Genomic DNA, 17,347 nt, shown 5'->3' on the forward strand with positions numbered 1-17,347 from the left:
AAAGCGTGCGTACCGGGCGGTGTACTTTTACGGGTGAAATGAGGTGGCGGCGCCGGGAGTAATCATATTGATTGAACATAATTTTCATATTTCCATATAAAGAATCAATGAACGGACACTGTGAAGAAACGCCCACAACCCGCCACCACTAACCCTGCACCAGCCGGTGGATGCGAGGTTTGGGGGGAAGAAATCATCAACGCCGCGGTGGACGCAATCATCACGGTGGATCGGGACCGGCGCATCGTACTGTTCAACCCGGCAGCCGAAGCCATGTTCGGCTATCCGGGAGCCGAAATGCTCGGCCAACCGCTGAACCGGTTGTTGCCGGAAGGTTTCGGGCCCGCGACTGCTCAATCCCCTGCTCGTCTTGGCCGGACAAACAAGGCTGAGCCTACGGCGAGCGCGCTGGCCCGGCTGAGCGGCCGGCGCGTGAGCGGTCAGGAATTTCCGATCGAAGCTTCCCTTTCCAACACTACCATCAATGCGCAGCCCTACCTAACGCTCATTCTCCGCGACATCACCGAACGCCAACGGACTGAGGAGGCCAACGCGCGGCTGGCCGCGATCGTGGAATCGTGTCAAGAGGCTATCATCGGCAAAGACCTGGCGGGCACCATTACCAGCTGGAACTCAGGGGCCCAGCGCTTGTTTGGCTACGACCCGGAGGAGATGATCGGCAAGCGGTTGTCGGTGCTCTTGCCGCTCGAGCAACTGGAAGACGAGCACCAGATTCTGGCCCGGCTGAAGCGGGGCGAACAGGTCGAGCCTTACGAATCGGTGCCTCTGCACAAAGACGGGCACCTGGTAGACGTCTCGTTTACCGTCTCACCGATTCGAGACGGGAGCGGGTGCCTCATCGGCAGCTCCGAGCTTACCCGGGACGTCGCTGAGCGCAAAGCGGCTCGGGCTCGCCTGCACGAAAGCGAGGAACGCTTTCGCCAACTGGCCGAAAACGTCCGCGCAGCCTTCTGGATAAGTGACCCGGCCAGAACCCGGATCCTGTACGTCAGCCCGGCGTATGAAGCCATCTGGGGCCGCTCCTGCCGGAGCTTGTATGAGGCCCCGCAAAGCTGGCTTGAGGCCATTCACCCCGATGACCGCGACCGGGTGGTGTGCGCCGCGCTGACCCGCCAAGCCGGCGACGCCTACGACGAAGAATACCGCGTCGTGCGGGCCGACTATTCCGTGCGCTGGGTCCACGACCGGGGTTTCCCAGTGCGCGACGCCGCCGGCCGGATCATCCGGATCGTGCGCGTTGCCGAGGACCTCACCGAACAGCGCCAGCTGGAACTCCAACTGCGCCAGGCGCAGAAAATGGAAGCCATCGGCCGGCTGGCCGGCGGCGTGGCCCACGACTTCAACAACATCGTCGCCATCATCTCAGGCTACAGCGAACTGCTGGCGATGGGGTTGGCTGCTGAGGACCCGCGCCGCGACGCCGTCCACGAGATCGCCCGGGCGGGCGAACGGGCCGCCGCCCTCACGCGCCAACTGTTAGCCTTCAGCCGCCAGCAAGTGCTCGAGCCGCGGGTGTTGGACCTCAACGTGGTGGTCAGCGAGGCGGCGAAGATGCTGCGGCGGCTCATCGGCGAAGACGTGCGCCTGACGACCAACCTGGCGCCGCGTTTGCGCCGGGTGCGCGCCGACCTGGGCCAACTGGACCAGGTGATCCTGAACCTGGCGGTCAACGCCCGCGACGCCATGCCCCGAGGCGGTCATCTCTTCATCGAGACCCGCGAGGTGGAACTGGAGAGCAGTTACGCCCAAGCCCACCGGGAGGTGCGGCCCGGCCGTTACGTCATGCTGGCAGTCGGCGACACCGGCTGCGGCATGACGCCGGAGGTGCAGGCCCGCGCCTTTGAGCCTTTTTTCACCACCAAAGCTGAGGGCGAGGGCACGGGGCTGGGCCTGTCGGTGGTGCAGGGCATCGTCCACCAGAGCGGAGGCCACATCACGGTGGAGAGCCTGCCGGGCGTGGGCACCACCTTCACAATCTACCTGCCGGTGCTTGCGGAAGGCACGGAGCAACCGCCCGCGGGTGCGCTCGCCGAACCGCCCCAAGGTCGCGGCCAGGTGGTCCTCCTGGTGGAAGACGAAGAACCCGTGCGAGCCATCACCCTCCTTTTGTTGGAGACCCTCGGTTACCGGGTGGTGGAAGCTGCAAACGGTGAAGACGCCTTGCGGCGAGTGACGGAGAGCCGGGAAACGATCGACCTGTTGCTGACCGATGTGGTCATGCCGGGCCTCAGCGGACGCGAACTGGCCGAGGCCGTCCGGTGCCGTTACCCGGGCCTGAAGGTACTTTTCCAGACTGGCTACACGGGTGACGCGGTGGCGCGCCACGGCATTTTGCAACCTGAAGTAGCGCTCCTGCAGAAGCCCTTCACGCTTAACGCGCTGGCCAAAAAGGTGCAGGAAGCCCTGGAACGGCCTTAAGATCGCGAAAACAGCCTTTCTCTTCCGCACGCAAGCGGCTGGGAAAAGTTTCCTCGAACAAACGGACTGGCGATCTTCTCACCATCCCAAGCGACGGCCGGTCTGATTTCACCCGGCTCACGGCGCCAGCCCGGGGGTGAGACGATCAGCCCTGGAACGCATTACCTTCACAGCGTTCGGTTCTGCCTCTGTGATCCTGATTTCATAAAGTCGACAAAGGTGCTCGCCTCACCAACTCGCCGTTTTGGGTTTAAGCGCAGTCAGACCCGTCCGATGGGGAGTGAGGGTGGAGACGTTGATAAAGGGCGAGGCTTTGAAAATTGCCCGATTTTTGATCGTAGGGGGCGGCTGCGCCCTCTTGGATTGCTCGATCGTTTGGGCGCTTGGGTTCTTTTTGCCGCCGCTGGCGGCGGTGAGCGCAGGCTACCTTGCGGGGGTTAGTTGCCACTTTGTCCTGAACAAGTTTTGGGTTTTCCGGTGCCGCCGGTCCGATTATGGCCGCCAGTTGGCGCAGTACGGCCTGAACGCCGTTTGTTGTTGGTTGCTCACGCTGACGGCAGTTCACTTCTGTCTGGGGACGCTTACGACCAACCTGCTGGTGGCAAAGCTGTTTGCGCTGCCGCCCGCCACCGCGCTGGGGTTTTGCATCTTGCACGGGCTGGTGTTCCGGAAGCGATCCCCGGCAAGCACCGCAACTGACGTGATGCCAGAGCCAATCCGCCTGAACCCCTCAGTGACCGTCCAATGGACCCGGGGTGATGCGCTCCTGGGGAGAACCTCGCGCGGGAACGGAGCGTACCGAGCGCGTGACCTCGCACCCCGTAAGGGCTGAGCGCCACGGGTTTCCGATCCCCCGCCCTCTTAGCGGATCAGGGAGGCGGCCGATCGTACGGAGAATACCTTATCCTGTTTCCCGGGACGGACGGGGTCATGGGCGACCGGGACGCTGTAAGCGTGAGTCCATCCGGCCCTCGGAACCAAGGCGGTGGTCCGCCGGATCGGACTTTTTACCTGAACTTACCGGCCCATTTTGTAGCCGGAAGCCGTCTTGCCTATCGTTTCGACCCGCGACTGAAATCTGGCTGACAGGATGCCTCCGAGGGGATAAACCCGTAACCGTGTCACGCGCGGAGGAACAAACCGTGGGCAAATTCAGATCCGGGAACATCGTGGATGCCGGCGAACCGGGCCGTGTCCTTCAAGCGATGCGAGGAGGCATCCACGCCCGGACAGCCCCCAGTAATCCACTGCGGCTGCCGGGATGTTACCCCGGCGGGTCCCGCCCGGGTTACTGCCATCTAAACTAACGGAAGGTACATGGCATCGCCTTCGATCAAGCCGACCATCGCTTCACGGATCGACCGCCTGCCGGTCTGTTCCTCCCTTGGCTGGATGGTGGTGCTGCTTTCGTTGGGCGGTTGTGTCGAGTTTTATGACATATTTCTAACGGCCTACATCGCACCAGCCTTGTACCGCAGCGGGATCTTCACCGCCACCACTAAGGGGATCTTCGGGCTGGAAGGGATCGCGAGTTTCGTGGCTGCTTTTTTCGGGGGACTCCTCGTGGGAACCTTGTGTTTGGGCCGGTTGGCCGACCGGTTCGGCCGGCGGGCGGTCTTCAGCTTTGCGCTGGGTTGGTACTCCGCTTGTACCTTTGTGATGGCGTTTCAGCAAACTGCGGCGCAACTTGATTTTTGGCGGTTCGCGGCTGGAATCGGGGTGGGCGTGGAGTTGGTTACCATCGACACCTACCTTTCCGAACTCGTCCCGAAAGGAAGGCGTGGTTCGGCTTTCGCCTTCAATCAGTTCATCACCTTCCTCTCCGTGCCTCTGGTCGCGTTCATCTCCTACCTTTTGGGAACAACCCGCTGGTGGAACCTGGATGGATGGCGATGGGTTGTGCTGATCGGTTCTTCGGGAGCCTTGATCATCTTCTTCATCCGGCGCGTCGTCCCGGAGTCACCCCGGTGGCTGGAACAACGGGGTCGCCTTAAAGAGGCCGACGAGGTAATGCGGCGCATTGAAAATCAGGTAGAACGTGAAATCAAGCGTCCATTGCCGGAGCCTCAGAGTGCCCCGGGTGAGGTCGTCCACGGGACCGGTGCGTTCAAGGAGATCTGGCAAGCGCCTTACCGCCGGCGAACGGTCATGTTGATGGTGTTTAACTTGTGTCAGGCAATCGGTTACTATGGCTTCGCCAACTGGGCGCCAACCTTTTTGTTGGCCAAAGGCATCAACGTCACGAAATCCCTGGAGTACACGTTTCTTATCGCGCTGGCCAATCCGGTTGGCCCGCTTCTTGGCTGGATCTTCGCCGAACGATGGCAACGGAAATGGCAGATCGTTTGGTCGGCGATCTCGATCGCCGTCTTCGGACTCTGCTTTTCCCAGCAACGAGTTCCGCTCGGAGTGATCGTCACCGGAATTTTGGTTACCCTGAGCAACAATTGGATGTCGTTCACCTTTCACGCCTACCAGGCGGAGCTTTATCCCACCCGCATTCGCGCTCAGGCAGTCGGCTTTGTATATTCATGGAGCCGGCTCGGAGGCATGATCGGCAGTGTTATCATCGCTTTCATGTTGAAGGCGTATGGAACGGCAGGGGTCTTTGTCTTGATTGCCCTCTGCATGTTCCTGGTCGCCGTCGTCATTGGCGGGTTCGGACCGCTGACGAACAACCGGCGTTTGGAAGAGATCGCCCGATAGCCGACTCCCAAAAGGCCAGCCAAACACGGCGCGACCCTCGGCGACAAAAACCCGAAGGTCTCCCCACCTTTGACGCCTGCCTGGACCGGCGCACGCCTTCAGGCGTCCCGAGGGACGCAACCCCTGGGGAACGCCCGCACAGCACAGGCACTAATGTACCTGCCTAACCTCAGCCGTCCCTGCGGGACGAAAGCAGCAATACCCGGCCATGTATCCTTAACTAAATGGCAGAGGGGTTCCACAATGGGAATGGGACCCTCCCACCGGTCAAACCCTGTACGGGCGGCAGAACCCGCGAGCGGCGCCTTCTGCCGCCCTTTCAGGGCTCGATCGTGATTGTACGGTTACCCAGGGGGTAAAGCCCTGGGCTAGGTTCTCCTGGCCCTGATACCGTTTCCACAGTTATGCACCGGCGCCGCCAAAAGGCCGCCCCCCAGCCGTTCTCCACCGCGGCGCCGGTGCATAACTTGGCCGCGACCCAACCCGAGCTTGTGAATAACCCCGGGCCGTGTCAGAAAGTGAGTGGCAGCTTTGCCTCCGGGCCGGCACGGTCTTCCCGCCCCCGCTCCCCGAGAGCTTCCCGAAGATCACCGGCCGGCCCGCAGGCTTCGGTCCCAACGTCTGAGAGAACTACATCCCATGAGGATCCTGTATCAGGTCGACTCCGGACTGAAGCGCAGGCTGAGGCTGCGGCTCCCCGCTCCCAACCCCCCCACCCGAAAGTCCCTATGGCTACTACCCCCCAAGCCCCCTTCGCTCACTTCGCGAGCATCGACTGGGCCAAGCACAAGCATCATGCCCTCATCCTCAACCCCGCCGGCCACACCGTCGCGGAGTTCGACTTCGCGCACTCCGCCACCGGTTGGCAGGAGTGGCGCGAGCAAGCCGCGCGCTTTGCGCCTTTAGCCGTGGCGATCTCTGACCAGCCAAGGCACCGTCATCGACCAGTTGCTCCGCACCCCCGAGTGCACCATCTTCCCGCTCAACCCCAAAGCCGCCCAACGTTACCGCGAGCGCAAAGCCCCCAGCGGCACCAAAAGTGATCACCTGGATGGCTGGAGCTTTGCCGACGCGGCGCGCCTGGATTGGGCCCATTGGCGGCCGCTGTGCCGCCAGGACCCCCTCTTGGACCACTTACGGCTACTGTGCCGCGACGAGGTGGCCTTGATCGAAGAGCGCACCGCCTTAGTCAACCAACTTATCGCCGCGCTGCATGAGTACTACCCCACGGCCCTGGCGGCCTTTGAGGACTGGACGCTGCCGTCGGCTTGGGCGTTTCTCGAAGCGTTCCCCACCCCGCAGGCCCTGGCCCGTGGCGGCAAACGCCGCTCTCGAGAAATTCCTGCACACCCACAAGCTGGCCCGGCCCGCAACCTACCAGAAGCGCCTGGCGCTCTTCGCCCAGGCGCTGGCCTTTCCGGCCTCGGAGGCCCTCACCTTAGCCAAGAGCCGCCTGGCCCTGACGCGCGCCCGCCAGCTACGGGTGCTGCAGGCGCAGTTGGACGACTACCGGGAGCAAATCGAGAAGCTCTTTGCCCAACACCCCGATCATGAGCTGTTTGGCTCGCTGCCGGGGGCCGGCCCCAAACTGGCGCCGCGGCTGTTAGCCGAATTGGGGGATAATCGTCAGCAGTTTGCGTCGGCCCAGGCGCTGCAATGTTACGCCGGCACCGCTCCGGTCCGCTACCAAAGCGGCCCGGTCCATAAGGTGCGGCTGCGCGGGCCCTGCGACAAGGTCCTGCGGGCCACCGTGTACCTGTGGGCTGACTGTAGCCGGCATAGCTGCCCCTGGGCCCAGACCTATTACCAGACCCTGCGCAAACGGGGCAAAACCCACGCCTGCGCCTTACGTTGCCTGGGCCAGCGCTGGCTTAAAATCCTCTGGAAGATGTGGCAAACGCGCACCTGCTACGATGCGGAGTTGCATCAGAAAAACCAACTCCGCCACGGCTCCTGGGTGCTCAAACTGCAAACCGCTTAACCGGCTGCTCCCATGTCAATAACTTCGCGTAAAAATCCACTTGCAACCCAGAGAACATCTTCGGGGCTGAAATCCGGTCGAAATGTTACCGAGATAACCGTCTAAATAGTACAAGCTTTACCCCAGTTTTTTGAAGGCAACGCAAAGGAAAGCCGTCCCTGCCCTGCAGGGGCGTGGCGGAGTTTAGCCAGGGGCCTTAACGTTCGGTGCGAATCAGCCGATTCCGACCCGCGACACCGCCCGGAAACGGCCCAGGGCGACCCGACCAAGGTTTTAGCCCCGAAGAGGCGTTTGATGGCCTGAAGGGCCGAAGGAACATAGCCCAGGGTTTACCCTGGGAGACCGTCAAATTGTGATCAGCCCTCCTAAGGCGTCATGTCCGTACGCCCATCCTGACAAACGCCCGCCCCGCCGGGTTGGATTTGCTGAAGGGGCGGCAGAAGGCGTCGCTCCCGGGTCCTGTCGCCCGTTCAGGGCCAAAAGACGCTCGCGGGGCGATCCCCCGGCGCGGGCGGTTGATTGGCCTCAGCGTTGAAGGCCAGGTGGTCGATTTTCCGGCCGCCCCGCCGGAGCAAGGACCAGCTCAAACGTCGTGAGAATGGGTGTATACGATAGTTAGAGAATATGGCGAAACTGACCTACGACAAGGTGATCACGGCCCTTGTCGTGATCGATCCCTATAACGACTTCATTTCGCAGGGTGGCAAGATATGGGACCGCATCAAGGGCGTTGCCGAAGCGAACCATTGCGTTCCCAACATATTGCAAATCATCAATGCGGCGCGGGCGGCAAGGCTTCGCGTTTGCTATGCCCTGCATCATCGGTACCGTCCGGGCGACTACGAGACTTGGAAGTACATCGCGCCCATTCAGAAGGCGGCGTGGATGCGAAAGAGCTTCGAATTCGGCACGTGGGGCGGCGAGATCCGTCCCGGGTTTGAACCCAGGGCAGGCGACATTGTCGCCACGGAGCATTGGTGTTCCAGTGGCTTTGCCAACACCGATTTGGATTTACAGCTCAAACAGCACGGCATCCATCAACTCATCGTCAGCGGGCTCATCGCGCATACCTGCGTCGAAGCGACCGTTCGTTTTGCCGCTGAGCTTGGTTACGAGGTCACGATGGTGAGAGACGCGACCGCGGATTACTCGGATGAAGCGATGCACGCCGCTCTCGACATCAATCTCCCGAACTACGCCAGTGCTATGTCGACTACCGCTGAACTCATCGATTCGATTTCTTCCCTGCAGCCCTCGGCCGAACCGGGGTGAGACTCGTGGCTGTTTGGTTGGTGGCGGGGGCGAGCGTCGACGACCCGCATTTTTCCTCGGATTTGCGCCTGGAGTATGCTGTAGCTTGGCCGTGAAACGGCGCATTGTTGACGTACGACCAAGCGCAGGGCGTGCCTTTATCGACAACCTCTGGAGGAGACCGCGGCGGCAAGCCGAACGATGCGTACGTGAAGCGCAAGCGCGGCTTGAGCCCGAGGGCCGCGAAACCGGGGCCGGGGATTGTTTACAGCCCGTGCGCCGGCCGATGCTTCTGCTGCTGCTTGGAAACAGTCTCGGTCTCCTCTTGCTCGGCTTTGGCCTTTCAAATTCTCGCCCTTCCGCAACGCACCGCCCTGGCGAGGCGAAGCCCTGGCGCACCGAAGCGAAGCGTTACCTTGAGGCAAACGATTACGTCAAGGCAGAGCAACTATTGAAAAAGGTCGCTGACGCCGGCGACACGGACGCAATGGACCACCTGGGCGAGTTGTACCTGTACGGCCCGGCCCTCTACCGAGATAACGCCCAAGCCCGCGAGCGGTTCCTAAAAGCTGCCGAGGCCGGCAACGTATCTGCGATGAACCACATGGGCCAGCTCTACCTGTATGGCTGGGGCGTCACCCAGGACTCGGTCCGGGCGCGTCAATGGTATCAAAAGGCGGCTGAGGGTGGCAGCTCAGAGGCCATGTACACCTTGGGCTGGCTCTATGAGCACGGCTGGGGTGGCGGCCGGGACGTTACCCGGGCTCGCAGGTGGTATCAAAATGCCGCGGCGACCGGCAACGCGGAGGCCGGCCAGGCGCTCTCGCGGATGCACTCAAAGTAGGTGGGGGAACAGTCCCGCCCTTCGCGTTCCTCCAAAGTCGAAGCCCGTTCAAACGCAATCGCTCCTCATTCCCCGGGGCCGGGGCACCGCGTCGCGGGGGCAGTACAAAATCCCAGCTTACTCGGCGGCGTCGGCAGCAACCGGGTTGATCACTGAAATCGCGAGCTGAGTCAGTTTCCGGTCGGTCTCGGTTTCTTCGTCGAGCGTCGTCTGAAGGAGCCGGGCACCCTCCGTGTCGCCCAACAGCTCCGCGTACGTGCGGGCGCAGCCATAGCCCGCCATTTCATAGTGCTCGACGCGCTGTGCGGCGGCGAGCAGGCCCGCATCGCGCACGCCTTCTTCGGCGTCCCTGTTGAACAGCTCAGCAGCTTCGGCCAGCACGCCCTCCATACCCCGGTGCCTGGGGCCGCGAGTCGACTCGTCGTGGCGGTCCAGGATCTCTTCCAAACGGGCAGCCTGCCGCATGGTTTGTTCAAGGTGCTCTCGGAAGGCGAGGACGAGTTGGGCGTTACTCGTGGCTTGAATCATCTTGGGCAGCGCCTCGGCAATCTGCGTCTCGGCACTGTAAAGGCCTTTGAGTTCGCGAACGTAAAGGTCTTTGAGGGTTTGAAGCTTCATTTTCGGAAGTCGTTTGGCGGTCGAGGTCGGTATTGGCTCGAGCTTGGCGCAAGAGGGGTCACGGCTGGCCGGCCGGCGGAAACTTCTGCTTCCTACCACCGGTGGGTTTTCAAATGAGCGGTGATGGACCAAAACACGATTCTCCTTCACCGCCCCCTTCGTAGCGCCCGGGCCAGTACCGATAAGCAAAGATCCTCGAGGCCATCGCGGCCGACGTCAAGGCGGTTAGATCCCCGTACCGAGGATTCTTGACGCGGTGCTTGGGCCATGATGGCGAGCGCGTGACGAGGGGCAACTGATCACTGCCTTCAACGGGCGAGCGGCACGGGGCGGCCCCTTTTTGTCGATGGCCTGGAGTATATCCGCTCCGCCGCGCGTTTTACAGACCAGCACCTCCAGTGCCTCGCGGACAGGAATGGCGCTGCAGCCCCTCGTGGTTTCATCGTCTTTCACCAGCGATCGTGAGCTGCCATTTTCCCGGCGGAACCTCGATCCTTGCGGCGGTTCCGAAAGCGATTAGAGATATTTGGTGGGAGACAATTCGATCCGTCACCGGTATTTCCACTCCGGGGAACTATTCAGCCTTAAGCACCTCACGGGGAACCTCGAGCTCGCCCATGCGATCTCGGACGAATCCGGCGGCCGATACACGGCGATATTGCCGCAAGACCTTGAAATCAACCAGCGTTGCGCGAGCGCCATTCGGGATGCCGACCTCCTGGCATTGGTCAGCGCGGACGTCGCACTCTTCCATTTTGACGGTCCGGAACTTGATTCAGGAACCGTCGTGGAGTTTGTGTTCGCCAAGCTCGCTGATATTCCCGCCGTACTGCTTCGTACCGATTTCCGGCGGGGCGGGGACAGTCACCATGATCCTTGGAATTTGATGGTGAGCGATTGGCCAAGAACGATCAAGGTCATACTTCACGGTATGGAACTTTATCACGCGACGCGGCACAAGCAGGGAGACCGGCCGGCCGAGCCTACGATCCGGGAGGTGGCTCGCCAGGTTATCGAGGCTTTCGATCGCGTCATCAGACAACCCGCCGTGCTCCCGCGGGGCCTGCGCGAGGCGGCTTACCACTGGTTATCCATCGCACCCGGGTTCGGAAGCGCGGCTGCTGAAGTCGATGCTCGATTCAGCGATATCCTGAGAGGAAAGGTTATGCGCCAACTGCTGTGATCGAAAGCCGGACAGCGTGGAGCGTCAGCGCAGTCCGTGGGCTCTGTGATCTACTACGCCCATATCGCCCATCAACGCGATGCTCGGGTTATTATCGGCACGGCTGCTCGGCGTGGATTCACCCCCTGAGCCGGCATTCTACCGAGATAAGGTAATTATCTGAATGGTATTACAGGTGTGCCGCGCCGGGCCTGCCCTGGGGTTAACGGCAACGGCGCCGAGCAGGGTAGCGTCCGGGAACTGGCGGCCGGCATCTCAGCTCAAAGGTCGGCCGGAAGTCTGGCGAGAAAATCGGCGACAAAAGGTGCGTAGACGGATGCATGGAGAAGGGTCGTATGGCCGCCGGTCTCCTGGCTGGCGGGAATCAGGACGAATTGCCCCTTGCGGACCTTTTGCTTGGCCCGATCAAAGCTGCCGAGTTCTGGCGGGTTCAGTTCGTCGTCAGCAAAGTTAATGGCGAGCACCGCCGCCTGAATCGTTTCCAGATCCGGCATGGCGTCATAATCGGCGCTTGCTTCCAAGCGGTGCACCAGGTCGTTGGCATCGATCTGGCCGCTCTGACAAAAGTCGGCGATGCTTTGGAGCAAGGCCTGTACCTGTTCAACGCTCGCCAACTCTTTCTGGAGCTGGATCGCGTTACTGGTCATCAGTCGAAACAGCGGGTAGACCCGCGCCAGTGAGGGAGGCGGTTGATGATAGTCGCCGCCGTTCCATGCAGGGTCGGATCGAATCGCCGTGGTAATCATGCGCCGCCAAAGCAGGTTGCGGCCTGCAATTTTTTCCGGCTGGCAACCCACCGGGATGATGGCATCCATTAGCGTCGGGTATTGTTCGCCCCAAAGCCAGGCGTGCATCCCGCCCATGCTGGTGCCGAACACCAGCCGCAGATGTTTGATGCCGAGCCCCTCGGTGACGAGCCGTTGCTCAGCGGCGATCATATCCTTGTAGCCATAATGCGGGAATCGATCGTGCAGCCCATCACTGGGCTTACTCGAGCCGCCAAGTCCGATGGCGTCGGGCAGGATGAGGTAGTACTTCGTTGAGTCAAGCGGCTGACCGGGCTGGAACATCACCCCCTTAAAGCTGTCAGCCAGAAACATCGTTCCTGTGTTGGTCGTGCCGTGAATCAGGAGAACCGCGTTCCGGACCTCTCCGGTAACGGGATCGCGCGCGGGCTGGCCGATCGTCCGATAATGGAGCCTCAATTCAGGCAACGACTCGCCATTGCAAAAACGAAAGTCTTTAAGGACATAATCGCTTTCAGCCGTAATCAACGGATCCTCATCGCCAGGCTGGCGGGCCGAGTCTTCCCGGGCGAAAGCGAGGGGAATCTGAAGGAACCCGGCGGTGAGCAAGGATACAATCGGGCGCATGGATGTTACCGTGGGAGGTTACGACCGAAACGGGAAGAAGGGGCTGCGTTTCGTTTCTTTACGATGGCTGTTTTGTCTTTGATGTAAATGGTTGACGGACTCCGACGGCTAACGGCCGCAGGTTTTCCCGGCCGGTTTTTTATAAAGCTCACCTTGGCTTGCCCGTAGAATATCCTCGGCCATCTCCGGAGCAGGGTTGTACGCTGGAGGAATGTTTCCTGAGCGCATCGTCCGCCTGAGCGGAGAAGCCGCCGACATTTGTCACCGGCTTGGTGCTGCGGATCGCGTCGCAGCCGTGAGCGCGTTCGCGCCGGGCGCAGTCCGCGTGGGCCGTCCGGTGGTCGGCGGGTTTTCAACGCTCCGAATGGCAGACCTGCTGTCAATCAAGCCCGACCTGGTGATCACGTTTTCTGACGTGCAAGCCCAGCTTGCGGCCGATCTCATTCGTAACCATTGCACGGTTCTGGCGACTAATCAGCGCTCGTTACGGGGAATCACCCAAGCGATCCTGTTGATCGGGCGCAGCATCGGCTGCGCTTCGGAAGCCGAAAACCTGGCCGCTGTGTTTGAGCGCCGGCTTGAGACCTTGCGGCAGGCGGAGGGGCCGCGCCCGCGGATCTACTTTGAAGAATGGGACGAACCGCTCATCACGGGTATCGGGTGGGTAAGCGAGGCAATCAAGCTGGCGGGCGGCGAGGACGTGTTTTACCGGCCTGATGCAAAAGCGGCTCGAGACCGGCAAGTCGAAGCGAGTGCCGTTTGCCACGCTGACCCTCAGATCATCTTCGCCAGTTGGTGCGGGAAGCCCGTGGATGGGCAACAGATCGCGAGACGGGCCGGCTGGGACGCCATCTCGGCGGTCAAGCACGGCGAAATTCATGAGATTGCCTCAGCGGACATCCTTCAACCGGGCCCGGGTGTGCTTGAGGGCATCAAACAAATGTCCACGATCATCGAACGGTGGCGACGGGCGGCTGACTCGTCTTCGTTCCGGCGTTAATTCAAATGCACATCGAGCGTTCAAGGTTTGGCTATTCTCGATGCCCCCTCGGGGGCAAAGACCAGCTCAACCATGCTGAAAAGGCCTGTGTTCCGGGGCCGGGACGCGGCTCACCTCATGCGAGGCAGACAAGATTACCGGACAGTTGCCCCGTACGCATCCGGCGCAGAATGGGTTTGGGGCGGGATGGGAGACAAGGAAAGGTTCGACGGGTCCAAGGACCAGCGGCGGGCGAGCGCCAACGAGGCGACGAACAATCCCCCGATGATCAGCAGGGTCAGCCGCGTACCGAACCCTTGGGCCACCGCTCCCCAGACGATGCCTCCGGTCGCCATGGCCCCCTGGGATAACATGAGCACCGCAGCATTCAGGCGTCCCCGAGCCCACGGGGCAATCGCCCGTTGGGCCGCCAGCCACAACTCGGAAGCCGCAAGGGTCCAGGCGGCGCCGGCCATCGCCGCTACCAGCAAACAAGACGGGTTATGCTGGATAAGCGCCAGCCAAATGTAGACGGCCGCCAGGAACGCGCTGCCTGCGGACGTCAGGCGGTTAGTCGAGAAGTGGCGCCGCGCCCAGGTGTGCAGCACGAGACCGCCCAGGACCGAGCCGGCACCCATGCAGGTGAACAGCAGCCCCAGCATTGCCGGCTGAAGCCGAAGCTCCTTAAGAGCGATAACGGGCATTAAGGCCGGGATGGCGGACACAAACAGCGCAAAGAGAAAGTTGCGAGCCAGCACAGCACGCACTTCTGCTGAGTCCCAAGCATAACGGAACGCTTCGCCCAGGGAACGCCGCAGGTCGCCTGCGCCGGAGGGGGGCATGGCCGGCTCTTGGCGGTGACGGCCATGGCTCAGGGCGGCCACTACCCCCAGGAAGCCGAACGCGTTCAGGCCGAAGACAATCGGGGGACCACTCGTCGCCAGCAATAAGCCGCCCACAGCCGGGCCGGCGATGCCGGAAAGGCTCATCTGTAGCGAGCCGAGAGTGACCGTGGACGGCAATTCCTCCGCAGGAACCACATCCGGGATCAGTGCGGTCCAGACCGGTGCGCTGAAGGCAAAGCCGACGCCTGAGGCGAGGGAACCTACCAGGAGCACCGCCGGGGAGAGCGCACCACGGAAGCCCAGAAAAGCGAGCGCACCGGCAACAACCGCCTGCCAAATGCTGATCGCCCGCAGCAAGAGGCGGCGGTCAACTGCATCGGCCAAGCATCCGGCCGGTAAGGTAAAAAGCAGGAAAGGCAGTGACGCGGTACTGGATAACAGCGAAAGGGCAAAGGCCGACGCTGAGAGGTGGTTAAGCGCCCAGCGCGACGCCGTCTGGTCGGCCGCGACGGCCGTGCCGCTGGCCAGGGCGGCCGTCCACAGGCGGAAAAAGGAACCATTGGCCAAGGCTGAAAAGCTGGATGGATTTCGTAGTTTTTGCATAGGCGACACAAAAGGGCAGCGTGGGATTCTACTCCGCGTTTCCAGGTAGATGGGGCGTATCCAGCTGATGTGAAAGCATAATCGTTACCGGCGGATCAGTTAGTGAATTAGTCAGTGAGTTAGTTCTTTTGTCATCAGGCAAACGGGGCCACGGCGGGACTTTCCGGTGGGTGATACCAGCCATCATCGGCTGGATCGGGGCTCTGGCGGCTGGAAGCGGCAGGAGCCGAAAAATGCACGTTGGCACCTCCGGTTGAAGAACACCCGGTGACAAACGCGACCGTTAAGGTGACGATGGTCAAAATCAGCGCCGGCCGGCCGCTACATTTTGAGGATCGTTCGGGCCATCTGGCGTGCGGGATGCCCTGCTCGCTTTTCATATAGGAGTTTATCTTCATACGAGTTCCGGTGATGCTTCTGCCGTTCCGTACGGGTCAGGGACTCTTTTTATTCCCGAGACCGCATTAATCCCGGCAACGGCGAAACCTCCTTGCTCAAAAAGCACGGGCGAGCTTAAGTGTGCGCGACTCAGCCGCTTGCGCCCGTATGCAACCGATCTCTCTCGTCGATGCTCCGATTTTGCTCACCGCAGGCTTTCTGGCGGGCATTATGAATGCAGTGGCGGGCGGCGGCACCTTTCTGACGTTTCCGGCCCTGGTGTTCACCGGGCTTCCGTCGGTGGCGGCCAATCAGACCAGCACCGTTGCCGTATTTCCCGGCCAGCTGGCCAGCGTCTGGGCTTACCGGAAGATCATGGCGGCCGAAAAGCGAACCGTTCTGGTGCTGGGCCTGACGAGCCTTTTTGGCGGCGGCCTGGGCGCGATCCTTTTACTGCGCATTTCCAGCACGGCGTTTGACCGGCTGGTGCCCTGGCTGCTGCTTCTTGCGACCCTGTTGTTCGCGTACGGCAGAAACCTCCGCGAACATCTGGGGTGGCGGCTGGTGGAGATCTCCGGCGGTGAGATCGGCTGGACCCCCTTGCTCAAAGCGGCCGCCCTTCAGTTCGTGATCAGCGTGTACGGGGGTTTTTACGGCGCAGGGGCGGGCATTCTGGAGCTGGCGATCCTCGACCTGCTTGGCTTGGACAACATTCACCTGGCGAACGCGCTCAAGGTGATCCTGACCACTGCGTTTAACGTGCTGGCATTGGTAATTTTTATCACGGTGGGTAAAATTTTCTGGCCTCAAGGCTTGTTGATGGGCTTGGCAACAATCGGGGGCGGCTACGGCGGCGCCTGGGTTGCGCAGAAACTCCCTCAGACCTGGGTGCGCCGTTTCGTGACGGTCGTTGGGGCTTTGATGACGGTGTATTTTTTCGCCCGGCTGTATTGAACGAAGGCAATGAATTTTAACACCGGCCCGCGCTCCTTGCGAGCCGGTGTAAACGTGCACCCCGAGAATTCGCCGCATCGCGCTGCTCCGGCGGTCGACTGCAAACCACAGGGGGGTGGGTGATGCTTGCGCGTTACGCGAATCCTCGACCGGCGAAGCGGCGGGCCACGGGGGGCTCCCTTCGTCCCCGGTTGCAGGTGCCGGCTTTACCAGCGCGCATCAGGCTCCCGGCGCATCGGGCGATCAGTCACGCCATTGCCCAAACCGCCCCTCACTGATGAACGATCAGAAGAGAACATCATGAACTTAAAAGGTAAAGTCGCCATCGTCACCGGGGGGAACAGTGGGATCGGTTTGGCTATCGTGCTGGAACTGGCCAAACAGGACGCAAACATCGTCATCGACTACGTCTCTCATCCCGAGGCTACTGAAGATCTGGAAAAGCAAGTTGCCGCCCTCGGGGATCAGGCCATCGGCGTCAAAGCCGACGTGAGCAAGGTCGATGAGTTGCAAAATCTGATCGACACCGCCGTCCAGCGTTTCGGCCGTCTTGACATCATGGTCAACAATGCCGGCATCGAGACGCGCACATCCATCGTCGACACGACCGAAGAGCAATACGATAAGGTGCTCGCGGTTAACCTCAAGAGCGCATTCTTCGGCACTCAAATCGCCGCGAGACAAATGATCAAGCAAGGGGGCGGCGGCCGCATCATCAACATCAGCTCGGTGCATGAGGATTGGCCCATGCCGGGGAACACCCCGTATTGTTTATCCAAGGGCGGCGTCCGCATGCTCACGCGCACGGCCGGGGTTGAACTCGCGCCGCATAACATCCTGGTCACCGGCGTGGGACCCGGTGCAGTAGCAACTCCTATTAATCTCTCAACCATGAAAGATCCCGAGCTCATGAAGAAGCTCAATGCGGCCATCCCACTGGGGCGCATGGCGACGCCGGAGGAAATCGGGAGCGTCGTGGCCTTTCTCGCCGGCGACGGAGCACGCTACATCACGGCCACGACCATTTTTGCCGACGGCGGCATCATGCAAAGCAGCCCGGGGCTGTAGGCTTGCCCTCCCTCATCCGGCATTCTATCTGATTTGTCGTATTGCCGTCCGCGGCTACGGCCAGGTCCGGAATTGCGGCCTCGGCGGCAAGGGCGGCGCTGACTCATTTTCTGCCGCCCCTTCAG

The 17,347-nt window shown here is 61.4% G+C and carries 15 protein-coding genes; 12 read left to right on the forward strand and 3 right to left on the reverse strand.

The window, feature by feature from the left end:
* Positions 1-120: 120 nt before the first annotated feature.
* From JO015_07830 to JO015_07865, 8 genes are all read left to right on the forward strand, one after another.
* Positions 121-2,439, forward strand: coding sequence for a PAS domain S-box protein (locus JO015_07830; protein MBV9999009.1), 2,319 nt, complete (start codon positions 121-123; stop codon positions 2,437-2,439).
* A gap of 286 nt (positions 2,440-2,725) precedes the next feature.
* Positions 2,726-3,271 carry a GtrA family protein gene (locus tag JO015_07835; protein ID MBV9999010.1) on the forward strand — a complete coding sequence of 182 codons (546 nt, stop codon included), beginning with the start codon at positions 2,726-2,728 and terminating at the stop codon, positions 3,269-3,271.
* A gap of 485 nt (positions 3,272-3,756) precedes the next feature.
* The gene (locus JO015_07840; protein ID MBV9999011.1) at positions 3,757-5,145 is read left to right on the forward strand and encodes an MFS transporter; all 1,389 of its coding nucleotides are present in this window, start codon (positions 3,757-3,759) and stop codon (positions 5,143-5,145) included.
* A 728-nt stretch (positions 5,146-5,873) separates the two neighbouring features.
* Positions 5,874-6,188, forward strand: coding sequence for a transposase (locus JO015_07845; protein ID MBV9999012.1), 315 nt, complete (start codon positions 5,874-5,876; stop codon positions 6,186-6,188).
* Positions 6,094-6,699: a transposase gene (locus tag JO015_07850; protein MBV9999013.1), complete on the forward strand. Its 606-nt coding sequence runs from the start codon at positions 6,094-6,096 to the stop codon at positions 6,697-6,699. Before JO015_07845 ends, JO015_07850 begins: the two co-directional genes overlap by 95 nt.
* Positions 6,644-7,126, forward strand: coding sequence for an IS110 family transposase (locus JO015_07855; protein ID MBV9999014.1), 483 nt, complete (start codon positions 6,644-6,646; stop codon positions 7,124-7,126). Before JO015_07850 ends, JO015_07855 begins: the two co-directional genes overlap by 56 nt.
* Before the next feature lie 624 nt (positions 7,127-7,750).
* Positions 7,751-8,398, forward strand: coding sequence for a cysteine hydrolase (locus JO015_07860; protein ID MBV9999015.1), 648 nt, complete (start codon positions 7,751-7,753; stop codon positions 8,396-8,398).
* A 91-nt stretch (positions 8,399-8,489) separates the two neighbouring features.
* Positions 8,490-9,221 (forward strand): sel1 repeat family protein, encoded by a 732-nt coding sequence (locus JO015_07865; protein ID MBV9999016.1) that lies wholly within the window; start codon positions 8,490-8,492, stop codon positions 9,219-9,221.
* A gap of 117 nt (positions 9,222-9,338) precedes the next feature.
* On the opposite strand, the gene JO015_07870 is transcribed toward JO015_07865, so the two are convergent.
* A complete protein-coding gene (locus tag JO015_07870; GenBank protein MBV9999017.1) occupies positions 9,339-9,839 on the reverse strand; it encodes a ferritin-like domain-containing protein in 501 nt (166 codons plus the stop codon).
* Positions 9,840-10,368: 529 nt separating this feature from the next.
* Here JO015_07870 and JO015_07875 point away from each other — a divergent pair.
* The gene (locus JO015_07875) at positions 10,369-11,022 is read left to right on the forward strand and encodes a nucleoside 2-deoxyribosyltransferase (protein MBV9999018.1); all 654 of its coding nucleotides are present in this window, start codon (positions 10,369-10,371) and stop codon (positions 11,020-11,022) included.
* A 260-nt stretch (positions 11,023-11,282) separates the two neighbouring features.
* Here JO015_07875 and JO015_07880 read toward each other — a convergent pair whose 3' ends face one another.
* Positions 11,283-12,395: an alpha/beta fold hydrolase gene (locus JO015_07880; GenBank protein MBV9999019.1), complete on the reverse strand. Its 1,113-nt coding sequence runs from the start codon at positions 12,393-12,395 to the stop codon at positions 11,283-11,285.
* Positions 12,396-12,606: 211 nt separating this feature from the next.
* Here JO015_07880 and JO015_07885 point away from each other — a divergent pair, with 211 nt between their 5' ends.
* Positions 12,607-13,395 (forward strand): ABC transporter substrate-binding protein, encoded by a 789-nt coding sequence (locus tag JO015_07885; GenBank protein MBV9999020.1) that lies wholly within the window; start codon positions 12,607-12,609, stop codon positions 13,393-13,395.
* Between the two features lie 134 nt (positions 13,396-13,529).
* On the opposite strand, the gene JO015_07890 is transcribed toward JO015_07885, so the two are convergent.
* Positions 13,530-14,822, reverse strand: a complete 1,293-nt coding sequence (locus tag JO015_07890) for an MFS transporter (protein MBV9999021.1) — start codon at positions 14,820-14,822, stop codon at positions 13,530-13,532.
* A gap of 546 nt (positions 14,823-15,368) precedes the next feature.
* On the opposite strand from JO015_07890, the gene JO015_07895 reads away from it, so the two are divergent.
* Positions 15,369-16,154: a sulfite exporter TauE/SafE family protein gene (locus tag JO015_07895; protein MBV9999022.1), complete on the forward strand. Its 786-nt coding sequence runs from the start codon at positions 15,369-15,371 to the stop codon at positions 16,152-16,154.
* A 300-nt stretch (positions 16,155-16,454) separates the two neighbouring features.
* Positions 16,455-17,222 (forward strand): glucose 1-dehydrogenase, encoded by a 768-nt coding sequence (locus JO015_07900; protein ID MBV9999023.1) that lies wholly within the window; start codon positions 16,455-16,457, stop codon positions 17,220-17,222.
* Positions 17,223-17,347: the final 125 nt, after the last annotated feature.

The sequence above is a fragment of the Verrucomicrobiota bacterium genome, assembly GCA_019247695.1.
GTDB lineage: Bacteria > Verrucomicrobiota > Verrucomicrobiia > Chthoniobacterales > JAFAMB01 > JAFBAP01.